The sequence below is a fragment of the Curtobacterium sp. MCLR17_039 genome, assembly GCF_003234745.1.
Classification (GTDB): domain Bacteria; phylum Actinomycetota; class Actinomycetes; order Actinomycetales; family Microbacteriaceae; genus Curtobacterium; species Curtobacterium flaccumfaciens.
This window is the reverse complement of record NZ_QKTF01000003.1, coordinates 185536-211007: the sequence shown is the minus strand read 5'-3', so window position 1 is coordinate 211007 and position 25472 is coordinate 185536. Positions and strand designations below refer to the sequence as shown.

The following is a 25472-nucleotide window of genomic DNA, read 5'->3' as shown; positions in this document are numbered from 1 at the left end:
CGGCGAACACCGGTGTTTTGCGGAGGGAACCCCTACGCGGCGTCGAGCGCCAGGCGGTCCTGCACGACGGCGGCGAGCTCCTCGGCGATGCGCTGGGCATCGTCCTGCGAGGCAGCCTCGACCATGACGCGCACGACCGGCTCGGTGCCCGACGGACGGAGCAGCACACGGCCGCTGTCCCCGAGCGCCTCGCTCGCGGCGGCGATGGCGTCCTGCACGCCCTGGTCGGCGAGCCCGTGACGATCGACGCCCCGGACGTTGAGCAGCACCTGCGGGAACACGGTCATGCACGACGCGAGCTCCTGCAGCGACTTCCCCGTCCGCGCCATCTCGGCCACCAGGTGCAGCCCGGTCAGGATGCCGTCGCCCGTGGTGGCGAACTCGTTGAAGATGATGTGGCCGGACTGCTCGCCACCGATGGAGTAGTCGCCCTCGGTCATCTTCTCGAGCACGTAGCGGTCGCCCACGCCGGCCTCGATCACGGTGATGCCCGCGTCGGCCATGGCGCGCTTCAGCCCGAGGTTCGACATGACCGTCGCGACGAGGGTGTCGTCCTTCAGGCGGCCGCGCTCCTGCAGGGACAGCGCGAGGATCGCCATGATCTGGTCCCCGTCGATCGCGTTGCCCGCGGCGTCGACCGCCAGGCAACGGTCCGCGTCACCGTCGTGCGCGATGCCGACGTCGGCACCGTGCTCGAGCACCGCGCGGGCGAGGTTGTCGATGTGCGTCGAACCGACGCCGTCGTTGATGTTCCAGCCGTCGGGATCGGCGCCGATGAGCGTCACGCGGGCCCCCGCGTTGACGAAGACCTCGGGCGAGACGCCGGCGGCGGCACCGTTGGCGCAGTCGAGCACGACGTGGATGCCGTCGAGCCGGTGCGGCAGCGTGCCGAGCAGGTGCACCACGTAGCGGTCCTCGGCGTCGGCGAACCGCGAGATGCGCCCGACGTCGATGCCGGTGGGGGTGGGTGCGGAGTGGTCGTGCATGGCCGCTTCGATGCGGTCCTCGACCTCGTCCGGCAGCTTGCGGCCACCCGTGGCGAAGAACTTGATCCCGTTGTCGGGAGCGGGGTTGTGCGATGCGGAGATCATCACGCCGAAGTCGGCGTCGATGTCCGCGACGAGGAACGCCGCGGCGGGGGTGGGGATGACCCCGGCGTCGAGCACGTCGACGCCGGCCGAGGCGAGCCCGGCCGCGACGGCGGCACCGAGGAACTCGCCGGAGACGCGCGGGTCACGCGCGAGGACCGCGCGCGGGCGCGGTCGACCCGACGCCCGGCGGGCGTCGGCATGGTGTCCGTGTGTGAGGACGGCCGCGCTCGCCTGGGCAAGACCCAGTGCGAGCGCGGCCGTCAGCTCGCCGTTGGCGAGACCACGAACCCCGTCGGTACCGAACAGACGCGGCATGGCGATCTTCAGCCGGTGACGACTAGCGCTTCGAGAACTGCGACGCCTTGCGGGCCTTCTTGAGACCAGCCTTCTTGCGCTCGATGACGCGGGCGTCACGGGTGAGGAAGCCGGCCTTCTTGAGGGTCGCGCGGTTGTTCTCGCGGTCGATCTCGTTCAGGGTGCGGGCGATGGCGAGGCGGAGCGCGCCGGCCTGACCCGAGGGGCCACCACCGGTGATGCGGGCGACGACGTCGTACGAGCCGAGGAGCTCGAGCACCTTGAAGGGGTCGTTGATGAGCTGCTGGTGCAGCTTGTTCGGGAAGTAGTCCTCGAGCGTGCGGCCGTTCACGACGAACGTGCCGGAGCCCGGGACGAGCCGGACGCGCGCGATGGCCTCCTTGCGGCGCCCGACGGCACCGCCGGAGACGTTGAGGATCTGACGGGGAGCAGCCTCGGCAGCGGCGGGTGCGCTCTCCGTGGTGAAGCTCTCCGGGGTCTGGTCGAGGGAATCAGCGATCTGAGCCATGAGTTTTCTGTGTCCTTGAAGTCGTCGTGGCCGGAACTACTGTGCGACCTGGTCGAAGATGTACGGCTTGGGCTGCTGCGCGGCGTGCGGGTGCTCCGCGCCGGCGTAGACCTTCAGCTTCTTGAGCTGCTCGCGGCCGAGGGTGTTCTTCGGCAGCATGCCGCGGATCGCCTTCTCGACGGCGCGGGTGGGGTGCTTCTCGAGCATCTCCGGGTAGGAGGTCGCCGTCAGGCCGCCCGGGTAACCCGAGTGACGGTAGTAGACCTTCTTCGCGAGCTTCGAACCGGTCAGGGCGACCTTGTCGGCGTTCACGATGATGACGAAGTCACCCATGTCCATGTGCTGGGCGAAGGTGGCCTTGTGCTTGCCGCGCAGGAGCGCCGCGGCGTGGGTGGCGAGACGGCCGAGGACGACGTCGGTGGCGTCGATGACGATCCAGTCGTGCTGGACGTCTGCCGGCTTCGGTGAGAACGTGCGAGTCACAGGAGTGCTGCTTTCGTGTCGAGGTGAGGAGTCCGTGAATCCCACTCCGGTCGGGAGTTCCACGAGCAGAAGCACGGGGAACACCTCGGTTGGAGGGCTCATCTGACTGTCCGCGCGCGGGGCGCACAGACCAAGGTGAGAGCCTAGCCGACGCGGGGTACGTCGGTCAAACGCGTCCCGCTGCCGGCCTGGAGGCGCGGGGCGGCCCCGCACCGCGCCTCCAGTCCGTCGCGCGGTCGCGCCCACCGCGCATGGTGAGCAGAAACGGTCGGGTCCGCTGTTCGAACCCGACCATTCCTGCTCACGAAGTGCGCCCGTGGGGCGTGGGGACTACTCCGCAGCCACCGTCCGACGTCGGCGACGCACGACCAGCACACCCGCACCCGCCGCGAGCAGCAGGAACGCCACCACCGCACCGGCACCGAGCCCTGCGGCACCCGTGAACGCGAGCTGCCCCTCCGTGGTGATCGTGATCGGGGTCCACCCGATCAACGACCCGTCAGCAGCCGTCACCGCCAACCGGTGCACCCCAGCCACCGTGTCCGCCGGGATCGTCACCCGAACCGTCCCGTCAGCAGCCACCACCGCGGTACCGATCAACGTCGGCTCCGAGAACAACCACACGTTCACCGTGTCACCGGCCGACGCCGTGCCCACCGTCACCGTGATCGTCTCCCCCGCACGAGCCGACGCCGGAGCCGACACCCCACCACGACTCGCCTCCGTCAACAGCGACCCCGACGGCGCCACCGGAGCAACCGGCGGGGTGATCCCGTCGACCGGCGGCACCGGGGTCGGCGTCGGGGTCGGCACCGGCGTCGGGGTCGGGGTCGGCACCGGCGTCGGGTCCGTGCCCGGGTCGGTGCCCGCGGCGTCGAGGTCGAAGCCGACCAGGATCGGGTCGTGGTCGCTCGCCCGGTACACGTCGTCGTTGTACAGGTTCGTGGCGTTGTAGTTGTAGCGGCTGTACTCCAGGCCCACCGACTCGACCGAGTTGATGTTCCAGATGTCCACGCCCGTGACCGTCTCGAGCGCGGCCTCCGACGCGAACACGTGGTCGAGCGAGCCGCTCAGGCCGGAGAACACGTACGAGTACTCGGTGCTGTCGAGCGCCGGGCCGAGGTCGGTGTAACCGGCCTCGTCGAGGACCACCACCGGGTCCTCCTTGCTGTAGGCGTTGAAGTCGCCGAGCATGAACACCTTGTCGGTGCCGTACTGCTCCTGCATGTCGGTGGAGAACGTCGCCAGGGCCTTCGCCTGCTCGACGCGGTCGGCGTTCGACGCACCCTGCCCGTCGCCCTGGTCGGCGTTCTCGCCGGTGCCGGAGCCCTTGGACTTGAAGTGGTTCGCGATCACCAGGAAGTCGTCGTCCGCGGTGCCGCCGACCGGGCGGAACGCGTCCGCGACGGGCTGGCGGGCGTTCGTGAACGCGTCGTCGAGCAGGATCGTCGACTCGCCGACGGGCTCGACGCGGTCCTTCTTGTAGATCAGGGCGAGGCGGATGACGTCCTCGCTCGCGGGCACGACGGCCGGGGACTTCGCGTAGGCCCAGGTGTCCTGGCCGGTGGCGGCGTTGAGCGCGTCGACCAGGGTGGCCACGGCGGCGTCACGGTCCTGACCGAAGCGGACGGAGTTCTCGATCTCCTCGAGCGAGACGACGTCGGCGTCCAGGCCGTTGATCGCCTTGACGATCTTGACCTGCTGACGCAGGAAGTCCTCCTGCTCGGCGGCACCGCGGGCGTCGCAGCCCGAGTTCACCGTGACGGGGTCCCCGGCACGGTCCGTGTAGTACTTGCAGCCGGTGAGCTCGTCGCCCGTGGTCGGGAAGTAGTTGAGGACGTTGAAGCCGGCGAGCTTCAGGTCACCACCGACGTCCCGCGGTGCCGGCTGGCGCACCTTCGAGAACGACGCCGGCAGTTCGGCGGCCGGGGTCGCACCCGTGATCGGCGCGGTCGGCTGGAACTTCCACCCGTTGTTGCGGTAGTCCAGGACGACCGGCTCGGTGAAGGTGGCGGCGGCCCCGACGGTGACCGGGCCCTGGGTGAGCCACGACACCGGGATGCCCTGGTTCGCCTGGGTCAGGAAGTTGGTGCTCGCACCGTCGTCGAGCGTGACCTTGCGCGCAGCGTTGTCGGCCTCGACGGCCTTCGCCGCGGCGCTGCCCGGGCGGCCGACCTCGGTCGGCTGGATCAGACGCTTCGTGCCGCTGGCGAGCACGACCTCGCCGTACTGGTTCGTCGTGTAGTTGTCGGCGACGGTGTACGCCCCCTGGGGAGCGACGAGCATGCTCTCGAGCGACTCGCGCTGGGCGTCGGACGACGGGAACGCGACCGCGGCCGGCTGCGGTGCCGCGACGCTGTCGTCGAGCTGCTGCAGCGACGAGGCCCCGGACACCGTGAGCTCGGTCAGGCCGAAGTACTCGGACACGGCGCCGGTGACCCGCACGTGGTCGCCCTCGTGCACCAGCCCGGCGGTGGCGGACGAGAAGACGAACACGGCGTCGGACGCTGTGTGGGCGCCGAGGTCGATCGCGCCGCCGGTGCCCGGGGTCTGGATCGTGTAGCCGTTGAAGCCGCCGGTGCCGTAGACCGCGGTGACGACGCCGTCGGTCGTGACGTTCTTGCCGGCGTACGGCGAGGTGTCCGTGGTGCCCTGCAGCTGGGCGATGGTCACCGTCTCGGCGGGGGTGCCGGGCGTGGGGGTCCCGCCGTCACCCGGGTCGGTCGGTTCCGTGGGCGCGGTCGGTGCCGTGGTCTCGCCCGCGGCGTTCCGCGGGGTGAGCGTGGTCGTGACCGAGAAGTCCGCGCCGTTGACGTCGGTGTCCGTGGTGCCCTGGCGGACCAGGCCGTTCGGCACGGAGTTGTCCCCGGTCACGGTGCGCACGGCCGACTCGAACGTGTTCGAGGCGCCGTAGCCGAGCAGGTCGACCACGCCGTCGGTGCCGGTGGCGACGGGTCCGGCGGCGAGCGCCAGGGGTGCGGTGGCGTCGGACAGCACGAGCGTGCCGGTGGTGCCCGACGGGTTGAGCGTCGCGGTGTCGTCGGCTGCGGGCAGGTCCTCGCCAGCCGGGCTGGCCCCGCCGTTGCCCGCCATCGACACCAGGAAGGTGCCCTTCGCCGGCACGGTGCCCTGGAGCGCACTGGCCGAGAACGTGCCGGCGCCCGTCGCGGACCGGTACTGCAACGACCAGCCGTCGAGCGACACGGCGGCGTCGGTCGGGTTGCCGATCTCGACGAACTTCTCGTTGTAGAACGCGCCCTTGCTCCCCGCCTTCAGGTAGGCCTCCTCGATGACGAGGCCGGTCCCCTCGGGGTTCGCGGTCGCTGCGGTGACGGTGACGAGTGGGGCCGCGAGGAGCGTCGCGGCCGCCGTGGCGCACAGCAGAGTGCGCCCGAGGGTGTTGGCCATGCCCGCACGCTACCGACCTGCGGGGACATTCAGGTTGCGTCGAGGTAAATGATTGCGTTCGGCAACATCAGCCGATCGCGCGGCATCAGCCGATCGCGTTCGGCGGCACAGCCGATCGCGCGGCATCCGCCGATCGCGCGGCATCAGCCGATCGGCATCCAGGTCCCGCCCACACGTCGGACGGCCGGTCCGTGTCCCGGCAGCACGAGGGCCGGGAACGGCAGCGCCCGTGCCGACTCGAGCGCGCGGTCCTGGTCGGCGGTGAAGAACGGTGTGATCATCCGTGGGCGCGGGGCCCACGACCCCGGCTGGGTGTCGTGTCGGCTGACGACCGCGTCGCCGGTGACGATCGCATCCGCCGCGGGCAGCAGGTACGCGGTCGAGCCGTCGGTGTGGCCGACGGCCGGGAACGGCGAGATCGCCCGACCTGCGAAGTCCGCACCGGTGAACGCGCGAGCGGACGGCACGGTGGTGGGTCGCAGGGCGTCGGATCGGATGGCCCGCGCCAGCCAGGCGAGCACGCGGGGGCTGGCGAGCCGTCCGCCGATCTCCGCCGGCGTGACCTGCTGCCGTTCCGGTCCGCGCACGTTGGCGAGCTCGTCGGCGTGGGCGAGCACCTCGACGTCGGGGTGCCGCTCGAGGATCCCGGGGATGCCGCCGACGTGGTCGACGTGTCCGTGCGTCACGTAGACGCGACGCAGGTCGGCGGGGTCGTGTCCGGCGGCGCGCACGGTGTCGAGCACGAGGTCGGTGTCGGCCGGGTACCCGGCGTCGATCAGCGCGACGCCGTCCTCCTCCGCCAGCACCACCCAGTTGGACACCGGGCCCTCGACGAAGACGACTCCGGGGGCGACGGACACGACGGAACGGGGTTCGCGCAGGCTCATCCCCCGACGGTACCGTCCACCGACCGTCGGGCCCGGGTCTGCTCCGCCCGCTCCGCGAGCTCCGCGTCCGCCGGGTACCCCACCTCGGTCAGCGTCAGTCCCTTCGCCGGCGCCGTCTTGAAGGCGCTCGTGCGCTCCTCGGCGACGCGCAGTTCCTCGAGGCGGTCCGGGCCGAAACGGCCCTCGCCCACGGCGATGGTCGCGCCGACCATCGCCCGCACCATCGAGTGGCAGAAGGCGTCGGCCTGGAGGCGCGCCACCAGCACGCCGTCCGGCTCGCGGTCCCAGCGGAACTCCTGCAACGTCCGGATGGTCGTCGCCCCCTCGCGCGGCTTGCAGAACGTCGCGAAGTCGTGCAGCCCGAGCAACGTCAGCGCACCGCGCTCCATCGCTGCCGGATCGAGCCGCGTCGCGTGCCAGACCGTGTGCCCACGACGACGTGGATCGCGCTGGGCGTCGGCGTCCGCGATCCGGTACTCGTACCGGCGCCAGAGCGGCGAGAACCGCGCGTCGAACCCGGCGGGTGCCACCGAGGCACCGGTGACGACGACGTCCCCCTCGGGTGCCGCGATGCCGTTGACCCGCTTGAGCAGCCCGTCGAGCGGTGAGCGGCCCGTCCCGCGCTTGGCGGTGAGCGCTGCCCACTGCTCCGCCGACAGGTCCAGGTGTGCGACCTGCCCCGTGGCGTGCACCCCGGCGTCGGTGCGTCCGGCGACGGTGAGCAGCGGCGGTTCGCCCCAGCGGGTGAAGACGGTGGCGAGTGCGGTCTCGAGCGCGCCCTGCACGGTCCGGAGCCCCGGCTGCCGGGCCCACCCGGAGAACGCCGCCCCGTCGTAGGCGATGTCCAACCGCAGCCGCACGTCGCCCGTGCTGTCGGGGTCCTGGAAGCCGACCGTCTCGTCCACGTGACCACCGTAGCGGGGGTGATCTGTGCCTCCCGGCCCGCCCTGGATCTGCCGGACGGCGACCGCCCGCGCCCGCTCAGCCGCGCGGACGACCGAACGCCGACGGACCCGTCCGGGTGTCGAGGTCGTCGGTGGCGCGTCGCTCGGACTCGACGATCCCGCGCAGGGCGACGAGCGCGGCCGAGGTGACCGCGACGTGGGAGGGGTTCTCACGCGAGGCGTCGAGCGCTGCCTCGAGTCGAGCAATGGCTTCTTCGGCCTGGTCCTCCGGGGAGTCCCCGCGGATCGTGCTGGCGATCTTCCGCAGGGCCTCGGCGATCGGGGTGGCGAACGCCGGGTCGGGACGCCCGACGCCCTCGGACACCGGGCCGGAGCGTGCCACGAGCTCGGTGAGGTCGGTCGTGTACCAGGCGACCCGCTCCAGGGCCCGGAAGCGTCCGCCGTCCTTCTGGAGCCGCGCTCGCGACCCGCGTAGTGCACCACGGGGGTTGAGCCGGCGGCTCTCGTGCGCGATCGCCACCCGCGACCGCACGTCCGCGATCGCGCGGTCGAGGCGGTCCTGCTGGTGGTCCCACGCCTTCTCGTCGCGCTTGCCCTCCTCGAGCACGGCTGCCAGCCCGTCGAGATGGTCCGCCAGCACGCCGTTCACCGCGTCGATGCGGTGTTCGGCGTCCCAGAAGTGCAGCGGCGGGAACACCAGGAAGTTGACCAGCAGGCCGACGACGACCCCCACGGCCATCTGCACGAGGTACCCGAGCGAGTAGCCCTCGGCGTGCGCGCCGCCGACGAGCAGGACGAAGAGCGCCGCGGTGGACACCCACGAGCTGCCCTCCCCCAGCACGCGGAACCCGCCGACCAGCACCCCGACGCCGACCGCGAGCGCGATCGCGAGGAAGCCGGGGTCGCCGACCCACATCGTGAACGCGGCGATGAGGATGCCGAGCGCGATCCCGACCAGGGTCTGCACGCCACTCCGGATGCCCGCGAACACCGTGGTCTGCATCGCGACGACGGCGCCGAGTGGTGCGTAGTACGGGTACTCGGCCGCGACGCCCGGGATGTGCTGCGCCACGAACCAGGCGATCACCGCAGCGGCGGCGGCCTTGCCGGCGTGCAGCAGGCGCGGCTGCGTGCCCGAGGTCCGGCTCCACCGCCAGACCCTCGTCCCCAGACCCGCAACGTGCTGGAACGCCATGACTTCCTTCCCTGTCGTACCGGTCGGCCACCCTACGCGGCGTCGCTCGTGCCGTGGAGTCCGTACCCGTGACCAGCCTCGAACGCGAGGAAGCCCCCGCGACCTGGGTCGCGGGGGCTTCCTCGTGGTGGTGCAGCGCCCCGGAGGGCACCGGACTACTTGGTGTCGGCGTCGTCCGACTTCTCGGCGGCGTCGGCCTCGACCTCGGCAGCAGCCTCGGTCTCGGACTCGGTCTCGACCGGTGCGGACTCCTCGGTGGTCTCGGTCTCCTCGACCGGGGCCTCCTCGGTGGTCTCGTCAGCGGCGGGCTCGTCGACCGGGGCAGCAGCAGCGGCCGGAGCCGAGTTGCGCTTGACCGGAGCGGGCGTGCTCGAGACGGGCTCGAGGACGAGCTCGATCGACGCCAGCGGGGCGTTGTCGCCCTTGCGGAAGCCGAGCTTCGTGATGCGGGTGTAACCGCCCTGGCGGTCCTCGACCTGGGGCGCGATCTCGGTGAACAGCGTGTGCACGACGGACTTGTCGCGCAGGATGCTGATCACACGACGACGCGCGTGCAGGTCGCCGCGCTTCGCGAACGTGATGAGACGCTCGGCGACCGGACGGAGGCGCTTGGCCTTCGTCTCGGTGGTCGTGATGCGACCGTGCGTGAAGAGGGCGTTGGCGAGGTTGCTCAGGAGCAGGCGCTCGTGGGCGGGACCGCCACCGAGGCGGGGGCCCTTGGTGGGCTTCGGCATGTCAGTTCTCCAGTGGTGAAAGTGGTGCGCGCGGTGTCAGCGCGCTTGCGCGTGAGCGCGAGGTCAGTTGTTGGACTCGTCCTCGTCGTACCCGCTGTAGAAGTGGGCGCCGTCGAATCCGGGGACGGTGTCCTTGAGGGACAGGCCGAGCTCGGTGAGCTTGTCCTTGACCTCGTCCACCGACTTCTGACCGAAGTTGCGGATGTTCATGAGCTGCGTCTCCGACAGGGCGACGAGCTCGGACACCGTGTTGATGCCCTCCCGCTTCAGGCAGTTGTAGCTGCGGACCGACAGGTCGAGGTCCTCGATCGGGGTCTGCAGTTCGTTCGAGAGCACGGCGTCGACCGGCGCGGGGCCGATCTCGATGCCCTCGGCCGCCGTGTTGAGCTCGCGAGCGAGCCCGAACAGCTCGACCAGCGTGCGACCGGCCGACGCGATGGCGTCGCGCGGCGTGATGGCCGGCTTCGCCTCGACGTCGACGACCAGGCGGTCGAAGTCCGTGCGCTCACCGGCACGCGTCGCCTCGACGCGGTAGGTGACCTTGAGGACCGGCGAGTAGATCGAGTCGATCGGGATCTGACCGGCTTCGCTGAACTCGGAACGGTTCTGCGTCGCCGAGACGTAGCCACGGCCACGCTCGATCGTGAGCTCGAGCTCGAAGCGCGCGGTGTCGTTCAGGGTCGCGATGACGAGTTCCGGGTTGTGGATCTCGACGCCGGCCGGAGCGGAGATGTCCGCTGCGGTGACCTGACCGGCACCCTGCTTGCGCAGGTACGCCGTGATGGGCTCGTCGTGCTCGCTGGAGACGACCAGGCTCTTGATGTTGAGGATGATCTCGGTGACGTCTTCCTTGACACCGGGAACGGTGCTGAACTCGTGGAGGACGCCGTCGATGCGGATGCTGGTGACAGCCGCGCCGGGGATCGAGGAGAGGAGCGTGCGGCGCAGCGAGTTGCCGAGGGTGTAACCGAAGCCCGGCTCGAGCGGCTCGATGACGAAGCGCGAGCGGTGCTCGGAGATCGGCTCCTCGGTCAGGGTGGGGCGCTGTGCAATGAGCACTGTGGGATTCCTTTCGGCGAAGTGTCCGCTATATGACACTTGGCGGTACGACGGGGCCGCATGGGCCCCGACGGGTCTGTTGAGTTGTGATCACGCGCACACACGTGCGCGATCGAACGACCAGGAATGGCCGCGGGCCCTGCCCGCCCTCGCCGGAACGGATCCGGTCAGGGGACGAGCAGGGCGCGGCCGGTTGCTCCTCGCGTCAGACGCGACGGCGCTTGGGCGGGCGGCACCCGTTGTGCGCCTGCGGCGTGACGTCGTTGATCGAGCCGACCTCGAGGCCAGCGGCCTGGAGGGAGCGGATCGCGGTCTCGCGACCCGAACCCGGGCCCTTCACGAAGACGTCGACCTTCTTGACGCCGTGCTCCTGCGCCTGACGCGCAGCGGACTCGGCGGCGAGCTGCGCCGCGAACGGCGTCGACTTGCGCGAACCCTTGAAGCCCACGGCACCCGAGGACGCCCAGCTGAGGACGGCACCCGACGGGTCGGTGATGCTGACGATCGTGTTGTTGAACGTGCTCTTGATGTGGGCCTGGCCCACAGCGACGTTCTTCTTCTCCTTGCGGCGCGGCTTGCGCGCGGCAGTCTTGGGGGTAGCCATCGGGGTCTCCTATCGAGCCTTCTTCTTGCCTGCCACGGTGCGCTTCGGGCCCTTGCGGGTACGAGCGTTGGTCTTGGTGCGCTGACCGCGCACCGGGAGACCACGACGGTGGCGGAGACCCTCGTAGCTGCCGATCTCGACCTTGCGGCGGATGTCGGCGGCGACCTCACGGCGGAGGTCACCCTCGACCTTGAAGTTGCCCTCGATGAAGTCACGGAGGGCGACGAGCTGGTCGTCGGTCAGGTCCTTGACGCGGATGTCACCGGAGATACCGGTCTCCGTCAGTGCCTGGACGGCGCGGGTACGGCCGACGCCGTAGATGTACGTGAGTGCGATCTCCACGCGCTTCTCGCGCGGGATGTCGACGCCTGCTAGACGTGCCATGTGATGGCTGCTCCTGTTGTCGATGGAGGTGTGGCGCAGTACCGGTGCTCGGGCCTCCGCCCCGAGGTGTCCCCCGGCCGTCGTGCGACCGGGTTCTGGTACTGCGTTGTCGATCTTCAGTTGTGGGTCGTGCTCGAGCAGCCTGGTGTCCGAGGGACACCGGTGCCGGTCACGCGCCCGGGACTAGCCCTGGCGCTGCTTGTGACGCGGGTTGCTCTTGCAGATCACCATGACGCGGCCCTTGCGGCGAATCACACGGCAGTGTTCGCAGATGGGCTTGACGCTGGGGTTGACCTTCATGGTTCTTTCCTCGTGCTCGCTGGCTTCGTGCTCGGCAGGATTGCCGTGCCGTTCCTTTCCAGCTCGCGGATCACTTGTAGCGGTAGACGATCCGGCCGCGGGTCAGGTCGTACGGGCTCAGCTCCACGATCACGCGGTCCTCGGGGAGGATGCGGATGTAGTGCTGGCGCATCTTCCCGGAGATGTGCGCGAGGACCTTGTGTCCGTTCGTCAGCTCAACGCGGAACATCGCGTTGGGCAGAGCTTCGAGCACCGAGCCTTCGATCTCGATGACGCCGTCTTTCTTGGCCATAGCCTCACTGTCGCTTGGTTGTGGAACAGGTGTGATCCCCGAACCGGTCTGCGGGTCGGTCGCCACACCCGAGAGGGCATGACACACCAAAGATCGATCTTATGTGGTAAACCCGCAATTGCCAAGTGGGGATGCGGAACACCCCACGTCTGGGGCTTCCGGAACCGTGGCTGAGCGTTCCACAGTGGTTTGACGGCGCGCTCAGGGCGCGCACCAGCGCGCGAACCGTAGTTTGGCTCCGCAGCCACGTCCGCCGCACCAGCAGTTCGCGCCGGACCACCGAACGGAGAACACGTGCCCGACGCCACCCGACGCCCCTTCGCCAGCCACGGCAAGCAGGCCCGTCGTCGGGGTTGGGGCACGCTCGTCACCGTCGTCGCGGCCACCGTCGCCGTCCTGCTCGTCAGCGGCACCAGCGTCGCCGCGATCGCCGGGGCGCAGCTCGCCACCGCCCCGCAGACCGTCGCACTGAGCACCGACGACCAGAACACCGCCAAGACCGCGGACATCTCGGCGATCAAGGGCGGGGCGAACATCCTGCTCATCGGCAGCGACACCCGGGTCGGCCAGTTCGACTCCGACGAGGACGTCGAGGGCGCCCGCAACGACGTCACGATGCTCATCCACATCTCGGCGGACCACCAGCAGCTCACCGCGGTCAGCTTCCCCCGTGACCTGATGGTCCCGATCCCGGCCTGCACCAACCCCGCGACCGGCACGACCTACCCCGCGTCCACCTCGGCGATGTTCAACACCGCGCTCGGCAACGGCGGTGTCTCCTGCGTCGTGGACACGGTCGAGAACCTGACCGGCCTGAGCATCCCCTACGCCGGGCTCATCACCTTCGACGGCGTGATCGAGATGTCGAACGCCCTCGGCGGCGTGGACGTGTGCGTCGCCGAGCCGATCGACGACACGTTCACCGGCCTGCACCTCACGACGGGCTCGCACTCCCTCGAGGGCTCGGACGCCCTCGCCTTCCTGCGCACCCGCCACGGGGTCGGCGACGGCAGCGACCTCGCCCGCATCAGCTCGCAGCAGGTGTTCCTGTCGGCGCTCCTCCGCAAGGTCACCTCGGACGGCACGCTCTCGAACCCGATCACGCTCTACAAGCTGGCCGGTGCCGCCCTGTCCAACATGACGTTGTCCGACGGCCTGGCCCAGACCGGCACCCTGGTCAAGCTCGCCGCGGCGCTGCGGGGGATGAGCACGGCCAACATGCTCTTCGTGCAGTACCCGGTGGCCGACGACCCCGACGACAGCGCCCGGGTGATCGTCGACCAGGAGACGGCTCACACCCTGAACGTGGCGCTGCAGAACGACGTCCGGTCCTCGCTGAGCGACTCGAGCACCGGTCGCGCGTCCGAGGAGTCGCCGTCGGGCGGCGGGACCTCGACCGGCAGCGGGTCGTCCGGCACCACGGGTTCGACCGGAACCCCGTCGGCCGCCGGCACGCCGTCAGCGACGCCGAGCGCGACCGCCACTCGGACGCCGACCGCGTCGGCGACGCCGCTGCCCTCGTCGATCACCGGGCAGAGCGCCTCCGAGGAGACCTGCTCCGTCGGCAACTGACCCGTCGCCACGAGGTCCGTCCGGCACTGGTCGGGTGGGTCCGCGCGAGGTGGGCGACGCGTCGGACGTCAGCCGGGCCTCCCGGCCGTCGCGTCGCGCAGATGCGCGCGTCGCGCAGGTACGCCGAGCGTGGGCACCGGATCCGGACTGGAGGCCCGTCCTACGGGATCGGGACGGGCGTCACACCCAGCGGGGCCAGGCCCCGAGCGCCGCCGTCGGCGGCCGTGAGCACCCAGATCCCAGCCGCGTGCACCGCAACGCTGTGCTCCCAGTGCGCGGCGTCCGAACCGTCGAGCGTGCGGACGGTCCAGTCGTCGTCGTCCGTCGAGCTGTCGATCGTGCCGGCCGTGACCATCGGTTCGATGGCGACCACCAGCCCCGGCTTGACGGCAGGGCCGGCACCACGGACGCGGTAGTTGAAGACCGGGGGGTCCTCGTGCATCGACCGGCCGATGCCGTGACCGGTGTAGTCCTCGACGATGCCCCACGCGCCGGTCTCGTCGATCGCGTCTTCCACCGCGGAGCCCACCTCGTGCAGGTTCTTCGCGTGGGCGAGCGCGGCGATGCCGTGCCAGAGCGACCGCTCGGTCGTGTCGCAGAGCGTCTGCCGCGCTGCGGTGACCGTGGCGTCGCCACCGGGCACGACCGTCGTGAACGCGCTGTCGCCGTTCCAGCCGGCGACCTCGGCGCCGGCGTCCACCGACACGATGTCGCCGGGCGCGAGCACGCGCTCACCGGGGATCCCGTGCACGATCTCGTCGTTCACGGACACGCACAGCGTGTGGCGGTAGCCGGGCACGAGCTGGAAGTTCGGGATCCCGCCGCCGTCACGGATGGTGCGCTCGGCGATCGCGTCGAGTTCGCCGGTCGTGATGCCCGGGCGGATCGCTGCACGCACGGCGTCGAGCGCCTCGGCGGTCAGCAGGCCCGGCCGGACCATCGCCCGGAGCTCGTCCGGGGTCTTGTAGATCGAGGGCTTCTTGAACCGCACCACGCTGGTCAGACGGTCGCGGAGAGACCGCGGCCCGCCAGTGCCGTCTGGATTCGGTCGCCGACCTCGTCGATCGCGCCGAGGCCGTCGACGTCGACCACCAGGCCACGCTCGCCGTACGCCGCCACGATGGGCGCCGTCTGCTCGGCGTACACCTGCTGACGGCGACGGATCGTCTCCTCGTTGTCGTCGCTGCGACCCTGGTCCTCGGCACGCTTGAGCAGGCGGCCGACGAGCTCGTCCTGGTCGGCGACGAGCTGCACGACGGCGTCGATCGCGGTGCCCTGCTCGGCGAGCAGCGCATCGAGGTAATCGACCTGACCGACCGTGCGCGGGTACCCGTCCAGCAGGAACCCGTGCTCGGCGTCGGGCTCCTGCAGGCGGGACTTCACGAGCTCGTTCGTCAGGGAGTCCGGCACGTACTCGCCGGCGTCCATGATCGCCTTCGCCTGCACACCGAGCGGGGTGCCCTCTGCCACGTTCTTGCGGAAGATGTCCCCGGTCGAGATCGCAGGGATCCCGAGGGAGTCAGCGATGCGGCCGGCCTGGGTGCCCTTCCCGGCTCCGGGAGGTCCGACGATGATGAGACGTGCGCTCAACGGAGAAGCCCTTCGTAGTGACGCTGCTGCAGCTGCGAGTCGATCTGCTTCACGGTCTCGAGACCGACACCCACGATGATGAGGATGCTCGCGCCACCGAACGGGAAGTTCTGGTTCGCGCCGAACAGCGCCAGTGCTGCCAGCGGGATGAGCGCGATGAGACCGAGGTAGAGCGAGCCGGGCAGCGTCACCCGGGTGAGGACGTAGTCGAGGTACTCGGCGGTCGGACGACCGGCACGGATGCCGGGGATGAACCCGCCGTACTTCTTCATGTTGTCGGCGACCTCTTCGGGGTTGAAGGTGATCGCCACGTAGAAGTACGTGAACCCGACGATGAGCAGGAAGTACAGGACCATGTAGAACCAGTTGTCACCCGAGGTCAGGTTGTTCTGGATCCAGGTCACCCACGCGGCCGGCTCGGAGCCGTCCGAGGGCTGGTTGAACTGCGCGATCAGGGCCGGCAGGTACAGCAGCGACGAGGCGAAGATGACGGGCACGACGCCGGCCATGTTGACCTTGATCGGAATGTAGGTGTTGTTGCCGCCGTACGTCCGCCGCCCGACCATGCGCTTGGCGTACTGCACGGGGATCCGCCGCTGTGACTGCTCGACGAACACGACGGCCATCATGATCACGAGTCCGACCAGGATCACGAACAGGAAGAGCTCGAACGACTGCGACTGCTCGATCGCCCAGAGCGCCGACGGGAACTGCGCCGCGATCGACGTGAAGATCAGGAGCGACATGCCGTTGCCGATGCCGCGCTCGGTGACGAGCTCGCCCATCCACATGATGAGGCCGGTGCCGGCGGTCAGCGTGACGACCATCAGCATGATGGCGTACCAGCTGTCGTTCGAGATGATCGAGGTGCAGGACGCGGAGGCGTTGGTGCCGAACAGGGCGCCGGAGCGGGCGACCGTGATCAGCGTCGTGGACTGCAGGACACCGAGTGCGATCGTGAGGTAGCGCGTGTACTGCGTCAGCTTCGCCTGGCCCGACTGGCCCTCTTTGTAGAGGGTGTCGAAGTGCGGGATGACCACACGCAGGAGCTGCACGATGATCGACGACGTGATGTACGGCATGATGCCGAGCGCGAAGACCGAGAGCTTCAGCAGCGCGCCGCCGGAGAAGAGGTTGATGAGGTCGTAGAGACCGCCGGAGGACGACGCGCTGGCGAGACAGCTCTGCACGGCGGCGTAGTCGACGAACGGTGCCGGGATGTACGACCCGAGACGGAACAGCGCGATGATCGCGAGGGTGAAGCCGATCTTCTTGCGAAGATCAGGGGTGCGCATGATGCGCGCGACCGCTCTGAACACGATGACTCCGAACTTGTGGGACCGGGGCCGTCGATCGCGGCCGGACCGGTTTCGGTCGGCAGGGCCGACCTGGCCGACGGATGCCGGCCACTGTCAAGGAAACCGTAACGGCGGCCCGTGCGCAAACGCACGGGCCGCCGACGGGGGTTACTGGGAGACGGTGCCGCCAGCAGCCACGATCTTCTCGGCGGCGGACGCCGAGACCTTGTCGACCGTGACCGTGATCTTCACGGTGATGTCACCCTGACCGAGAACCTTGACCTTCTCGTTCTTGCGGACGGCGCCCTTGGCGACCAGGCCCGCAACGGTGACGTCGCCACCATCGGGGTAGAGCTCCGAGATCTTGTCCAGGTTCACGACCTGGTACTCGACCCGGAACGGGTTCTTGAACCCGCGGAGCTTCGGGGTGCGCATGTGCAGCGGCATCTGCCCACCCTCGAAGCCGACCCGGACCTGGTAACGGGCCTTCGTGCCCTTGGTACCACGCCCAGCGGTCTTGCCCTTCGAGCCCTCACCGCGACCCACGCGGGTGCGGTCCTTCTTGGCGCCCTCTGCGGGACGGAGGTGGTGCAGCTTCAGCACCTGCACGCGCTCGTTCTTCTCGTCGCTCATGCGTCGACCTCCTCGACCTTCACGAGGTGCGCCACCGTCGCGATGTACCCGCGGTTCTGGGAGTTGTCCTCACGCTCGACCGAACGGCCGATGCGCTTGAGGCCCAGGCTGCGCAGGGTGTCGCGCTGGTACTGCTTCTCGCTGATAACGGACTTGATCTGCGTGATCTTCAGCATCGCCATCACGCACCTGCCTTCTCGGTCGCGGCACGCAGGGCTGCGGCCTCGGCCTGGAGCAGACGGGCCGGGACGACCCGCTCGACGTCGAGGCCACGACGGCTCGCGACGGCGCGGGGCTCCTCGAGCTGCTTCAGAGCCTCGACGGTCGCGTGCACGATGTTGATGGTGTTCGACGAGCCGAGCGACTTGCTCAGGACGTCGTGGATGCCGGCGCACTCGAGCACGGCGCGGACCGGACCACCGGCGATGACACCGGTACCGGGGCCGGCCGGACGCAGGAGGACGACGCCAGCGGCGGCTTCACCCTGCACCGGGTGCGGGATCGTGTTGCCGACGCGGGGGACGCGGAAGAAGTTCTTCTTCGCCTCTTCGACACCCTTGGAGATCGCCGTGGGGACCTCCTTGGCCTTGCCGTAGCCGACGCCCACGAGGCCGTTGCCGTCACCGACGACGACGAGCGCCGTGAAGCTGAAGCGACGACCACCCTTGACGACCTTCGAGACGCGGTTGATGGTCACCACGCGCTCGAGGAACTGGCTGTCGCCACCGCGGTTGTTGCGGTCGCGGCCCTGCTGACGGTCACGACCGCCACCACGACGGCCACGGTTGTCCGCGGAGTCGCGGTTGTTGGACGCGGAGCCCGCGGCGGTCTCGACCGGACGCTCGGCGACGGCAGGTGCCTCCGCCTCCTTGCCGGTCTTGGCGCCCTCGGTGGTCGCCTCGGCGGTTGCCTCGGTGGCCGTGGCCTCCGTGCTCGCCTCGGTGGTCTCCGTGGTCTCGACTGCCTCGGTCTCCGTGGCCTCGACGGCCTCGGTCTTGGCGTCTTCGTTGGTGTTCGCGTTGTCGCTCACAGGTTCAGCCCTCCTTCACGGGCACCATCGGCGATCGCGGCGACGCGACCGGCGTACTTGCTGCCACCGCGGTCGAAGACCACGGCCTCGACGCCAGCCGACTTCGCGCGCTCGGCGAGGAGCTCACCGACGCGACGGGCCTTGGCGGTCTTGTCGCCGTCGAACGAGCGGAGGTCTGCCTCCATCGTCGAGGCGCTGGCGAGGGTGTGACCCTTCGAGTCGTCGATGACCTGCACGAACACGTGACGCGACGAGCGGGTGACGGCGAGACGGGGACGAGCCTCGGTGCCGGTGATCTTCTTGCGGAGACGGTTGTGACGACGCGCCTTGGCGGCCGCCTTGCTCTTGCCTCGTGTCTTGAGGAGTCCCATGATCACTTACCTGACTTTCCGGCCTTGCGGCGCACGTTCTCGCCGGCGTAACGGACACCCTTGCCCTTGTAGGGCTCGGGCTTCCGGAGCTTCCGGATGTTCGCGGCGACCTCGCCGACAGCCTGCTTGTCGATACCGGCGACGGTGACCTTGTTGTTGCCCTCCACCGCGAAGCTGATGCCCGCCGGCGGCTCGACCGTGATCGAGTGGGAGTACCCGAGCGCGAACTCGAGGTTCGAGCCCTTGGCCGCGACACGGTAACCGGTGCCGACGACCTCGAGGCCCTTGGTGTAGCCCTGGGTCACGCCGATGATGTTGTTGGCGATGAGGGTCCGGGTCAGTCCGTGGAGCGAACGCGACTCGCGCTCGTCGTCCGGACGGGTGACGAGGACCTGGTTCTCCTCGACCTTGGCCTGGATGGGCTCCGCGATGACGAGCGCGAGCTCGCCCTTCGGGCCCTTGACCGCCACGTTCTGACCGTCAACGGAGACGGTGACGCCGGCGGGGATGTCGATGGGGAGACGTCCGATTCGTGACATTGTCGATCACCACACGTAGGCGAGGACTTCCCCACCCACGCCCTTCTGCTCGGCTTCGCGGTCGGTCAGGAGGCCGGAGGAGGTCGAGAGGATCGCCACGCCGAGGCCACCGAGGACCTGGGGGATCTCCGTCGACTTCGCGTAGACCCGGAGGCCCGGCTTCGAGACGCGCTTGATGCCGGCGATCGAACGCTCGCGCTCGGGGCCGTACTTCAGGTCGATGGTGAGGGTCTGCCCGACTCGGGCGTCCTCCACCTTCCACTCGCTGATGTAGCCCTCACGCTTGAGGATGTCGGCGATGTTCTTCTTGAGCTTGGAGCTCGGGAGCGCGACTGCGTCGTGGTGCGCGGAGTTCGCGTTCCGCAATCTGGTCAGCATGTCTGCGACCGGATCGGTCATCGTCATGATGTTCGTCCATTTCTCACCTGGTTTCGACACCCGTTCCACGAATGCCGACCTGAGCGATCGAGTGATCCCGGGGCGGTTCCCCGAGATCGGTGTGTTCGTGCGTGCGGGCCGGAGGACGTGAATCCTCCGGCCCGCACCGCCCGAAGTAGTTTAGACCGTCTGCTCGTTGGAGCGGAACGGGAAGCCGAGCTGGCGGAGCAGCGCGCGTCCCTCGTCGTCCGTCTTCGCGGTGGTCACGACAGTGATGTCGAAGCCGCGGACACGGTCGATGCGGTCCTGGTCGATCTCGTGGAACACGGACTGCTCCGTGAGACCGAACGTGTAGTTGCCGTTGCCGTCGAACTGCTTGTCGCTGAGACCGCGGAAGTCGCGGATGCGGGGCAGTGCGAGCGTCACCAGGCGGTCGAGGAACTCCCACGCGCGGTCACCGCGGAGGGTGACGTGCGCGCCGATGGCCTGACCCTCGCGCAGCTTGAACTGTGCGATGGACTTGCGGGCGATGTTGACCTGGGGCTTCTGACCCGTGATCGCCGTGAGGTCCTTGATGGCCCCCTCGATGATCTTGGAGTCACGAGCGGCCTCGCCGACACCGGTGTTCACGACGACCTTGACCAGGCCGGGGACCTGGTTGACGTTCGCGTAACCGAACTGCTCGGTGAGGGCCGTCTTGATCTCGGCCAGGTACTTCTGCTTGAGGCGCGGCTGGATCTTGCCAGCGGGCGCAGCAGTCGTGTCAGTCATCAGAGCTTCTCACCAGACTTCTTCGCGTAGCGGACACGGACGGTCTTCTTGACGCCGTCCTTCTCCACCTCTTCGGTGCGGAAACCGACACGCGTCGGCTTCTTCGTCTTCGGGTCGACGAGTGCGACGTTCGAGACGTGGATCGAGGCTTCGTGCTGCTCGATGCCACCGGTCTTCGAACCACGCTGCGTCTGACCGACGCGGACGTGCTTCGTGACGAAGTTCACGCCCTCGACGACGACGCGGTTCTTGTCCTTGAGGACCTCGATGACCTTGCCCTGCTTGCCACGGTCGCCGCCACGCTCCTGCGTCGCGCCCGTGATGACCTGGACGAGGTCACCCTTCTTGATGTTCGCCATGGCTTACAGCACCTCCGGCGCGAGCGAGATGATCTTCATGAACTTCTTGTCACGGAGCTCGCGACCGACCGGACCGAAGATGCGCGTACCGCGCGGGTCGCCGTCGGCCTTGAGGATCACTGCCGCGTTCTCGTCGAACTTGATGTAGGAGCCGTCCTGACGACGGGTCTCCTTCTTGGTGCGAACGATGACCGCCTTGACGACGTCACCCTTCTTCACGTTGCCGCCGGGGATGGCGTCCTTCACCGTGGCGACGATGACGTCACCGAGGCCGGCGTAGCGACGACCCGAGCCACCGAGCACGCGGATGGTCAAGATCTCCTTGGCACCCGTGTTGTCGGCGACCTTCAGGCGGGATTCCTGCTGAATCACTGCTGTCTCCTATTCCGAAGCAGGCCGAGGCCTACTTGGCCTTCTCGAGGATCTCGACCAGGCGCCAGCGCTTGGACGCGCTGAGGGGACGGGTCTCGCTGATCACGACGAGGTCGCCGACACCAGCGGTGCCGAGCTCGTCGTGGGCCTTCACCTTGGACGTGCGACGGATGATCTTGCCGTAGAGCGCGTGCTTCACGCGGTCCTCGACCTCGACCACGATGGTCTTGTCCATCTTGTCGCTCGTCACGTAGCCGCGACGCGTCTTGCGGTAGCCGCGAGTGAGGGCGGCGGAGTTCTTCTCTTCGTTCGCCATTACTTCTCCTCGGCGGTCTCGGCCTCGGTCGACTCGGCCGGCTTGTCAGCCTTCTTCGTCGTCTTCTTGGCCTTGGGGGCGGTCTCGACGGGCGCGGGAGTGGCACGGATGCCGAGCTCGCGCTCGCGGAGGACGGTGTAGATGCGGGCGATGTCGCGCTTGACGGCACGGAGACGACCGTGGCTCTCCAGCTGGCCGGTGGCCGACTGGAAGCGGAGGTTGAAGAGTTCCTCCTTGGCCTTCTTCAGCTCGTCAGCGAGACGCTCGTTCTCGAACGTGTCGAGCTCCGTCGGACGGAGCTCCTTGGAACCGATCGCCATTATGCGTCGCCCTCCTCGCGCTTGATGATGCGTGCCTTGAGGGGCAGCTTGTGGATTGCACGAGTCAACGCCTCACGGGCGATCTCCTCGCTGACGCCGGAGAGCTCGAAGAGCACCCGGCCCGGCTTCACGTTCGCGACCCACCACTCGGGCGAACCCTTACCGGAACCCATGCGGGTCTCGGCGGGCTTCTTGGTCAGCGGACGGTCCGGGTAGATGTTGATCCAGACCTTGCCACCACGCTTGATGTGACGCGTCATGGCGATACGAGCGGACTCGATCTGACGGTTGGTCACGTACGCCGGGGTGAGGGCCTGGATGCCGTAGTCGCCGAAGCTGACCTTGGTACCACCGGTGGCCTGACCCGAACGCTTCGGGTGGTGCTGCTTGCGGTGCTTGACTCGACGGGGAATAAGCATGGTTACGCCTCAACTCCTGCGCCGGCCGGCGCGTCCTGCGGGGCCTGCTGCGGGCGACGGTCACCGCGGTCGCCGCCACGACGGTCGCCGCCACGGTCGCCGCGCTCACCGCGCGGGCCGCCACGACGCTCGGGGCGCGACGAACGCTGGTTCGCCTGCTCGCGAGCGAGCTCCTTGTTCGTGATGTCGCCCTTGTAGATCCAGACCTTCACGCCGATGCGGCCGAACGTGGTCCGGGCCTCGTAGAAGCCGTAGTCGATGTTCGCGCGGAGGGTGTGCAGCGGCACACGGCCTTCGCGGTAGAACTCCGAACGGGACATCTCGGCGCCGCCGAGACGGCCCGACACCTGGATGCGGACACCCTTGGCGCCGGCGCGCTGTGCACCCTGCAGGCCCTTGCGCATGGCGCGACGGAACGCGACACGAGCGGAGAGCTGCTCGGCGATGCCCTGCGCGACGAGCTGGGCCTCGGTCTCGGGGTTCTTGACCTCGAGGATGTTCAGCTGGATCTGCTTCTTGGTGAGCTTCTCGAGCTCACCGCGAACGCGCTCCGCCTCGGCGCCGCGGCGGCCGATGACGATGCCCGGACGAGCCGTGTGGATGTCCACGCGGACACGGTCACGGGTGCGCTCGAGCTCGATGCGTGCAACACCGGCGCGGTCGAGGGTCTTCTTCAGGTACTCGCGCACCTTGATGTCCTCGGCCACGTAGTCGGCGTAGCGCTGACCGGCCTTCTTGCTGTCGGTGAACCAGTGCGAGACGTGGTCCGTCGTGATCCCGAGACGGAAGCCGTACGGGTTGACCTTCTGGCCCATTACTTGCTCGCCTTCTTGCTCGTCGCGGCAACCTCGGCCTCGTCGGGCGTCGCGAGGACGACCGTGATGTGGCTGGTGCGCTTGTTGATGCGGAAGGCGCGGCCCTGGGCGCGCGGCTGGAACCGCTTCAGGGTCGTGCCCTCGTCGACGAAGACGCGGCTCACGTAGAGGTCGCGCTCGTCGAGGAAGCTGTTCGTCGAGTCCGCCTTGACCCGTGCGTTCGCGATCGCCGAGGCGACCAGCTTGTACACGGGCTCCGAAGCGCCCTGGGGGGCGAACTTCAGGATGGCGAGGGCCTCGTGGGCCTGCTTGCCGCGGATCAGCTCGATGACGCGACGGGCCTTCTGAGGCGTGACGCGGATGTGTCGCACGCGTGCGATCGACTCCACCATTTCGTTCCTCCTCTGCGTCGCCGCCTCAGCGGCGACGGCCCTTCTTGTCGTCCTTCACGTGACCACGGAAGGTGCGGGTCGGCGCGAACTCGCCGAGCTTGTGACCGACCATCGACTCGGTGACGAACACCGGGATGTGCTTGCGGCCGTCGTGGACGGCGATCGTGTGCCCGAGCATGTTCGGGACGATCATCGACCGACGCGACCACGTACGGATCACGTTCTTGGTGTTGGCCTCGTTCTGCGTGACGACCTTGCGGAGCAGGTGCTCGTCGACGAAGGGGCCCTTCTTCAGACTGCGTGGCATCTTCTGAACTCCTACTTGCGCTTCTTGCCGGCGTTACGGCGACGGACGATGAGCTTGTCGCTCGGCTTGTTCGGCTTGCGCGTACGGCCCTCGGACTGGCCCCAGGGGCTGACCGGGTGACGACCACCGGACGTCTTGCCCTCACCACCACCGTGCGGGTGGTCGACCGGGTTCATGGCGACACCACGGACGGTCGGGCGGACGCCCTTCCAGCGCATGCGGCCGGCCTTGCCCCAGTTGATGTTCGACTGCTCGGCGTTGCCGACCTCGCCGATGGTGGCGCGGCAGCGTGCGTCGACGTTGCGGACCTCGCCCGACGGCAGACGGAGCTGCGCGTAGGGGCCGTCCTTGGCGACGAGACGCACCGAGGCGCCGGCGGAGCGGGCCATCTTGGCGCCGCCACCGGGGCGGAGCTCGATGGCGTGCACGACGGTACCCACGGGGATGTTGCGCAGCGGCAGGTTGTTGCCGGGCTTGATGTCGGCGCCGGGACCCTGCTCGATGACGTCGCCCTGCTTCAGCTTGTTCGGCGCGATGATGTACCGCTTCGTGCCGTCCACGTAGTGCAGGAGCGCGATGCGCGCAGTGCGGTTGGGGTCGTACTCGATGTGAGCGACCTTGGCGTCGACGCCGTCCTTGTCGGAGCGACGGAAGTCGATCACGCGGTACTGGCGCTTGTGGCCACCACCGATGTGACGCGTGGTGATACGGCCGGAGCTGTTGCGACCACCGGTCTTCGGCAGCGGACGAAGCAGGGACTTCTCCGGAGTCGAACGGGTGATCTCAGCGAAGTCTGCGACCGACGAGCCGCGACGACCGGGGGTCGTCGGCTTGTAGTTACGAATAGCCATGATTTATCCCTCTGGTCCTCAGCCGACAGCCGTGAAGATGTCGATCGAACCGGACTTGAGCGTCACGATGGCGCGCTTGGTGTCCTTGCGCTTGCCGAGACCGAACTTGGTGCGACGGGTCTTGCCCGGGCGGTTCAGCGTGTTGATGCTCGCGACCTTGACGTCGAAGATCTTCTCGATGGCGAGCTTGATCTCGGTCTTGTTCGAGCGGGGGTCCACGATGAACGTGTACTTGCCCTGGTCGATGAGCGCGTAGCTCTTCTCCGAGACGACCGGCGAGATGATGACGTCGCGCGGGTCCTTGTTGAAGCCGCTCATGCGGTGATCTCCTTCGCGGTCTTCGACGCGATGAAGGCGTCGAGGGCGCTCTTGCTGAAGACGACGGCGTCCGAACGCAGCACGTCGTAGGCGTTGAGCTGGCCGTACGAGAGCGCGTGGACGTTCGACAGGTTGCGGATCGACTTGAGCGTCAGCTCGTCGTCCGTCTCGAGCACGACGAGCACGTTCTTGACGGGCGCGACCTTCTCGAGGAGCGTGCGGGCGGTCTTGGTCGACGGCAGTTCAGCCGCGACGAAGCCCTCCACAGCGGAGATGCGGCCACCGCGGGCGCGGTCCGAGAGCGAGCCGAGCAGAGCAGCGGCGATCATCTTCTTCGGGGTGCGCTGCGAGTAGTCGCGCGGGGTCGGTCCGTGGACGACGCCACCGCCGGTGTGCTCCGGAGCACGGACGGAACCCTGACGGGCGCGGCCGGTGCCCTTCTGCTTGAACGGCTTGCGACCGGCACCGCGGACTTCGCCGCGGTTCTTGGTCTTGTGGGTGCCCTGACGCGCGGCTGCGAGCTGCGCGGTGACGACCTGGTGGATCAGCGGGACGTTGGTCTCGACGTCGAAGAGAGCTGCTGGGAGCTCGACGGTGCCGGACTTGGCACCCGATGCGTCGAGGACGTCGATCGTGGTTGCGGTCGTGGTGGCCAT

35 protein-coding genes are annotated in these 25472 nt (G+C 68.8%); 1 reads left to right on the top strand and 34 read right to left on the bottom strand.

What is annotated here, in order from left to right; all coding sequences use genetic code 11:
- Positions 1-32 precede the first annotated feature (32 nt).
- The 13 genes from glmM to infA all read right to left on the bottom strand — a co-directional run bounded on the left by glmM (position 33) and on the right by infA (position 12165).
- Entirely contained in the window at positions 33-1406 is a 1374-nt protein-coding gene (gene glmM / locus DEJ00_RS04875; protein WP_071245465.1) for a phosphoglucosamine mutase, read from the bottom strand.
- Between the two features lie 22 nt (positions 1407-1428).
- Positions 1429-1914: a 30S ribosomal protein S9 gene (gene rpsI / locus DEJ00_RS04870; protein ID WP_027466716.1), complete on the bottom strand. Its 486-nt coding sequence runs from the start codon at positions 1912-1914 to the stop codon at positions 1429-1431.
- A 36-nt stretch (positions 1915-1950) separates the two neighbouring features.
- Positions 1951-2397, bottom strand: coding sequence for a 50S ribosomal protein L13 (gene rplM / locus DEJ00_RS04865; RefSeq protein ID WP_027466717.1), 447 nt, complete (start codon positions 2395-2397; stop codon positions 1951-1953).
- A 330-nt stretch (positions 2398-2727) separates the two neighbouring features.
- Positions 2728-5805: an ExeM/NucH family extracellular endonuclease gene (locus DEJ00_RS04860; RefSeq protein ID WP_111056581.1), complete on the bottom strand. Its 3078-nt coding sequence runs from the start codon at positions 5803-5805 to the stop codon at positions 2728-2730.
- A gap of 143 nt (positions 5806-5948) precedes the next feature.
- The gene (locus DEJ00_RS04855; protein WP_111056580.1) at positions 5949-6692 is read right to left on the bottom strand and encodes an MBL fold metallo-hydrolase; all 744 of its coding nucleotides are present in this window, start codon (positions 6690-6692) and stop codon (positions 5949-5951) included.
- Positions 6689-7597 (bottom strand): tRNA pseudouridine(38-40) synthase TruA, encoded by a 909-nt coding sequence (truA, locus tag DEJ00_RS04850; RefSeq protein WP_111056579.1) that lies wholly within the window; start codon positions 7595-7597, stop codon positions 6689-6691. Before truA ends, DEJ00_RS04855 begins: the two co-directional genes overlap by 4 nt.
- Before the next feature lie 76 nt (positions 7598-7673).
- Complete coding sequence (locus tag DEJ00_RS04845) at positions 7674-8792, bottom strand: aromatic acid exporter family protein (protein WP_111056578.1); 1119 nt, start codon at positions 8790-8792, stop codon at positions 7674-7676.
- A gap of 155 nt (positions 8793-8947) precedes the next feature.
- Complete coding sequence (gene rplQ / locus DEJ00_RS04840; protein ID WP_071245471.1) at positions 8948-9526, bottom strand: 50S ribosomal protein L17; 579 nt, start codon at positions 9524-9526, stop codon at positions 8948-8950.
- 63 nt (positions 9527-9589) lie between these two features.
- The gene (locus DEJ00_RS04835; protein ID WP_017885506.1) at positions 9590-10585 is read right to left on the bottom strand and encodes a DNA-directed RNA polymerase subunit alpha; all 996 of its coding nucleotides are present in this window, start codon (positions 10583-10585) and stop codon (positions 9590-9592) included.
- Between the two features lie 205 nt (positions 10586-10790).
- Positions 10791-11189, bottom strand: coding sequence for a 30S ribosomal protein S11 (rpsK, locus tag DEJ00_RS04830; RefSeq protein ID WP_017885507.1), 399 nt, complete (start codon positions 11187-11189; stop codon positions 10791-10793).
- A 9-nt stretch (positions 11190-11198) separates the two neighbouring features.
- Positions 11199-11573 carry a 30S ribosomal protein S13 gene (rpsM, locus tag DEJ00_RS04825; protein ID WP_017885508.1) on the bottom strand — a complete coding sequence of 125 codons (375 nt, stop codon included), beginning with the start codon at positions 11571-11573 and terminating at the stop codon, positions 11199-11201.
- A gap of 183 nt (positions 11574-11756) precedes the next feature.
- Positions 11757-11873, bottom strand: a complete 117-nt coding sequence (rpmJ, locus tag DEJ00_RS04820) for a 50S ribosomal protein L36 (protein WP_022903266.1) — start codon at positions 11871-11873, stop codon at positions 11757-11759.
- Between the two features lie 70 nt (positions 11874-11943).
- A complete protein-coding gene (gene infA, locus DEJ00_RS04815) occupies positions 11944-12165 on the bottom strand; it encodes a translation initiation factor IF-1 (protein WP_017885509.1) in 222 nt (73 codons plus the stop codon).
- A gap of 294 nt (positions 12166-12459) precedes the next feature.
- Here infA and DEJ00_RS04810 point away from each other — a divergent pair, with 294 nt between their 5' ends.
- Positions 12460-13737, top strand: a complete 1278-nt coding sequence (locus tag DEJ00_RS04810) for an LCP family protein (protein ID WP_111056577.1) — start codon at positions 12460-12462, stop codon at positions 13735-13737.
- A 160-nt stretch (positions 13738-13897) separates the two neighbouring features.
- Here DEJ00_RS04810 and map read toward each other — a convergent pair whose 3' ends face one another.
- The 21 genes from map to rplD all read right to left on the bottom strand — a co-directional run bounded on the left by map (position 13898) and on the right by rplD (position 25472).
- Entirely contained in the window at positions 13898-14731 is an 834-nt protein-coding gene (gene map / locus DEJ00_RS04805) for a type I methionyl aminopeptidase (RefSeq protein WP_375537588.1), read from the bottom strand.
- A gap of 5 nt (positions 14732-14736) precedes the next feature.
- A complete protein-coding gene (locus tag DEJ00_RS04800; protein WP_111056575.1) occupies positions 14737-15327 on the bottom strand; it encodes an adenylate kinase in 591 nt (196 codons plus the stop codon).
- Entirely contained in the window at positions 15324-16646 is a 1323-nt protein-coding gene (secY, locus tag DEJ00_RS04795) for a preprotein translocase subunit SecY (protein ID WP_027466722.1), read from the bottom strand. The genes DEJ00_RS04800 and secY overlap by 4 nt, the downstream gene beginning before the upstream one ends.
- Before the next feature lie 147 nt (positions 16647-16793).
- Positions 16794-17258 (bottom strand): 50S ribosomal protein L15, encoded by a 465-nt coding sequence (rplO, locus tag DEJ00_RS04790; RefSeq protein ID WP_027466723.1) that lies wholly within the window; start codon positions 17256-17258, stop codon positions 16794-16796.
- Entirely contained in the window at positions 17255-17440 is a 186-nt protein-coding gene (gene rpmD, locus DEJ00_RS04785) for a 50S ribosomal protein L30 (RefSeq protein WP_017885515.1), read from the bottom strand. The genes rplO and rpmD overlap by 4 nt, the downstream gene beginning before the upstream one ends.
- Positions 17440-18288 carry a 30S ribosomal protein S5 gene (rpsE, locus tag DEJ00_RS04780; protein WP_111056574.1) on the bottom strand — a complete coding sequence of 283 codons (849 nt, stop codon included), beginning with the start codon at positions 18286-18288 and terminating at the stop codon, positions 17440-17442. Before rpsE ends, rpmD begins: the two co-directional genes overlap by 1 nt.
- On the bottom strand, positions 18285-18659 hold the full coding sequence (gene rplR / locus DEJ00_RS04775) for a 50S ribosomal protein L18 (protein ID WP_027466725.1): 375 nt from the start codon (positions 18657-18659) through the stop codon (positions 18285-18287). Before rplR ends, rpsE begins: the two co-directional genes overlap by 4 nt.
- A gap of 2 nt (positions 18660-18661) precedes the next feature.
- Complete coding sequence (gene rplF / locus DEJ00_RS04770; RefSeq protein WP_017885518.1) at positions 18662-19198, bottom strand: 50S ribosomal protein L6; 537 nt, start codon at positions 19196-19198, stop codon at positions 18662-18664.
- 6 nt (positions 19199-19204) lie between these two features.
- The gene (gene rpsH, locus DEJ00_RS04765; RefSeq protein WP_017885519.1) at positions 19205-19603 is read right to left on the bottom strand and encodes a 30S ribosomal protein S8; all 399 of its coding nucleotides are present in this window, start codon (positions 19601-19603) and stop codon (positions 19205-19207) included.
- 153 nt (positions 19604-19756) lie between these two features.
- Positions 19757-20347, bottom strand: a complete 591-nt coding sequence (rplE, locus tag DEJ00_RS04760) for a 50S ribosomal protein L5 (protein WP_042537502.1) — start codon at positions 20345-20347, stop codon at positions 19757-19759.
- Positions 20347-20706, bottom strand: a complete 360-nt coding sequence (gene rplX, locus DEJ00_RS04755) for a 50S ribosomal protein L24 (protein ID WP_017885522.1) — start codon at positions 20704-20706, stop codon at positions 20347-20349. The genes rplE and rplX overlap by 1 nt, the downstream gene beginning before the upstream one ends.
- A 3-nt stretch (positions 20707-20709) precedes the next feature.
- Positions 20710-21078 carry a 50S ribosomal protein L14 gene (gene rplN / locus DEJ00_RS04750; protein WP_017885523.1) on the bottom strand — a complete coding sequence of 123 codons (369 nt, stop codon included), beginning with the start codon at positions 21076-21078 and terminating at the stop codon, positions 20710-20712.
- Between the two features lie 31 nt (positions 21079-21109).
- Positions 21110-21394 (bottom strand): 30S ribosomal protein S17, encoded by a 285-nt coding sequence (gene rpsQ / locus DEJ00_RS04745; protein WP_017885524.1) that lies wholly within the window; start codon positions 21392-21394, stop codon positions 21110-21112.
- Positions 21394-21714 (bottom strand): 50S ribosomal protein L29, encoded by a 321-nt coding sequence (rpmC, locus tag DEJ00_RS04740; protein ID WP_017885525.1) that lies wholly within the window; start codon positions 21712-21714, stop codon positions 21394-21396. Before rpmC ends, rpsQ begins: the two co-directional genes overlap by 1 nt.
- Positions 21714-22133: a 50S ribosomal protein L16 gene (gene rplP / locus DEJ00_RS04735; protein WP_017885526.1), complete on the bottom strand. Its 420-nt coding sequence runs from the start codon at positions 22131-22133 to the stop codon at positions 21714-21716. Before rplP ends, rpmC begins: the two co-directional genes overlap by 1 nt.
- Before the next feature lie 2 nt (positions 22134-22135).
- Entirely contained in the window at positions 22136-22948 is an 813-nt protein-coding gene (rpsC, locus tag DEJ00_RS04730; protein WP_017885527.1) for a 30S ribosomal protein S3, read from the bottom strand.
- On the bottom strand, positions 22948-23340 hold the full coding sequence (gene rplV, locus DEJ00_RS04725) for a 50S ribosomal protein L22 (RefSeq protein ID WP_035809257.1): 393 nt from the start codon (positions 23338-23340) through the stop codon (positions 22948-22950). Before rplV ends, rpsC begins: the two co-directional genes overlap by 1 nt.
- Positions 23341-23365: 25 nt before the next feature.
- The gene (gene rpsS / locus DEJ00_RS04720; RefSeq protein ID WP_017885529.1) at positions 23366-23647 is read right to left on the bottom strand and encodes a 30S ribosomal protein S19; all 282 of its coding nucleotides are present in this window, start codon (positions 23645-23647) and stop codon (positions 23366-23368) included.
- Between the two features lie 11 nt (positions 23648-23658).
- Entirely contained in the window at positions 23659-24498 is an 840-nt protein-coding gene (gene rplB, locus DEJ00_RS04715; protein ID WP_027466728.1) for a 50S ribosomal protein L2, read from the bottom strand.
- Between the two features lie 18 nt (positions 24499-24516).
- The gene (rplW, locus tag DEJ00_RS04710; RefSeq protein ID WP_027466729.1) at positions 24517-24816 is read right to left on the bottom strand and encodes a 50S ribosomal protein L23; all 300 of its coding nucleotides are present in this window, start codon (positions 24814-24816) and stop codon (positions 24517-24519) included.
- The gene (rplD, locus tag DEJ00_RS04705) at positions 24813-25472 is read right to left on the bottom strand and encodes a 50S ribosomal protein L4 (protein WP_027466730.1); all 660 of its coding nucleotides are present in this window, start codon (positions 25470-25472) and stop codon (positions 24813-24815) included. Before rplD ends, rplW begins: the two co-directional genes overlap by 4 nt.

Excerpts from the sequence above, each read along its gene's own strand:
- rplR (WP_027466725.1), bottom strand. The coding sequence starts at position 18,659 with ATGGGACTCCTCAAGACACGAGGCAAGAGCAAGGCGGCCGCCAAGGCG.
- rplQ (WP_071245471.1), bottom strand. The coding sequence starts at position 9,526 with ATGCCGAAGCCCACCAAGGGCCCCCGCCTCGGTGGCGGTCCCGCCCAC.
- rplF (WP_017885518.1), bottom strand. The coding sequence starts at position 19,198 with ATGTCACGAATCGGACGTCTCCCCATCGACATCCCCGCCGGCGTCACC.
- rpmC (WP_017885525.1), bottom strand. The coding sequence starts at position 21,714 with ATGGCGATCGGTTCCAAGGAGCTCCGTCCGACGGAGCTCGACACGTTC.
- rplW (WP_027466729.1), bottom strand. The coding sequence starts at position 24,816 with ATGAGCGGCTTCAACAAGGACCCGCGCGACGTCATCATCTCGCCGGTC.
- rplD (WP_027466730.1), bottom strand. The coding sequence starts at position 25,472 with ATGGCCACCACGACCGCAACCACGATCGACGTCCTCGACGCATCGGGT.
- rplP (WP_017885526.1), bottom strand. The coding sequence starts at position 22,133 with ATGCTTATTCCCCGTCGAGTCAAGCACCGCAAGCAGCACCACCCGAAG.
- rpmD (WP_017885515.1), bottom strand. The coding sequence starts at position 17,440 with ATGGCGATGCTGAAGATCACGCAGATCAAGTCCGTTATCAGCGAGAAG.
- rpsC (WP_017885527.1), bottom strand. The coding sequence starts at position 22,948 with ATGGGCCAGAAGGTCAACCCGTACGGCTTCCGTCTCGGGATCACGACG.
- infA (WP_017885509.1), bottom strand. The coding sequence starts at position 12,165 with ATGGCCAAGAAAGACGGCGTCATCGAGATCGAAGGCTCGGTGCTCGAA.
- rplO (WP_027466723.1), bottom strand. The coding sequence starts at position 17,258 with ATGAGCGACGAGAAGAACGAGCGCGTGCAGGTGCTGAAGCTGCACCAC.
- rplB (WP_027466728.1), bottom strand. The coding sequence starts at position 24,498 with ATGGCTATTCGTAACTACAAGCCGACGACCCCCGGTCGTCGCGGCTCG.
- glmM (WP_071245465.1), bottom strand. The coding sequence starts at position 1,406 with ATGCCGCGTCTGTTCGGTACCGACGGGGTTCGTGGTCTCGCCAACGGC.
- DEJ00_RS04860 (WP_111056581.1), bottom strand. The coding sequence starts at position 5,805 with ATGGCCAACACCCTCGGGCGCACTCTGCTGTGCGCCACGGCGGCCGCG.
- rpsS (WP_017885529.1), bottom strand. The coding sequence starts at position 23,647 with ATGCCACGCAGTCTGAAGAAGGGCCCCTTCGTCGACGAGCACCTGCTC.
- rpsM (WP_017885508.1), bottom strand. The coding sequence starts at position 11,573 with ATGGCACGTCTAGCAGGCGTCGACATCCCGCGCGAGAAGCGCGTGGAG.
- rpsH (WP_017885519.1), bottom strand. The coding sequence starts at position 19,603 with ATGACGATGACCGATCCGGTCGCAGACATGCTGACCAGATTGCGGAAC.
- DEJ00_RS04855 (WP_111056580.1), bottom strand. The coding sequence starts at position 6,692 with ATGAGCCTGCGCGAACCCCGTTCCGTCGTGTCCGTCGCCCCCGGAGTC.
- rplE (WP_042537502.1), bottom strand. The coding sequence starts at position 20,347 with ATGACTGACACGACTGCTGCGCCCGCTGGCAAGATCCAGCCGCGCCTC.
- rplV (WP_035809257.1), bottom strand. The coding sequence starts at position 23,340 with ATGGTGGAGTCGATCGCACGCGTGCGACACATCCGCGTCACGCCTCAG.
- DEJ00_RS04845 (WP_111056578.1), bottom strand. The coding sequence starts at position 8,792 with ATGGCGTTCCAGCACGTTGCGGGTCTGGGGACGAGGGTCTGGCGGTGG.
- rpmJ (WP_022903266.1), bottom strand. The coding sequence starts at position 11,873 with ATGAAGGTCAACCCCAGCGTCAAGCCCATCTGCGAACACTGCCGTGTG.
- rpsI (WP_027466716.1), bottom strand. The coding sequence starts at position 1,914 with ATGGCTCAGATCGCTGATTCCCTCGACCAGACCCCGGAGAGCTTCACC.
- rpsQ (WP_017885524.1), bottom strand. The coding sequence starts at position 21,394 with ATGGCGAACGAAGAGAAGAACTCCGCCGCCCTCACTCGCGGCTACCGC.
- rpsK (WP_017885507.1), bottom strand. The coding sequence starts at position 11,189 with ATGGCTACCCCCAAGACTGCCGCGCGCAAGCCGCGCCGCAAGGAGAAG.
- rplX (WP_017885522.1), bottom strand. The coding sequence starts at position 20,706 with ATGGCGAACATCAAGAAGGGTGACCTCGTCCAGGTCATCACGGGCGCG.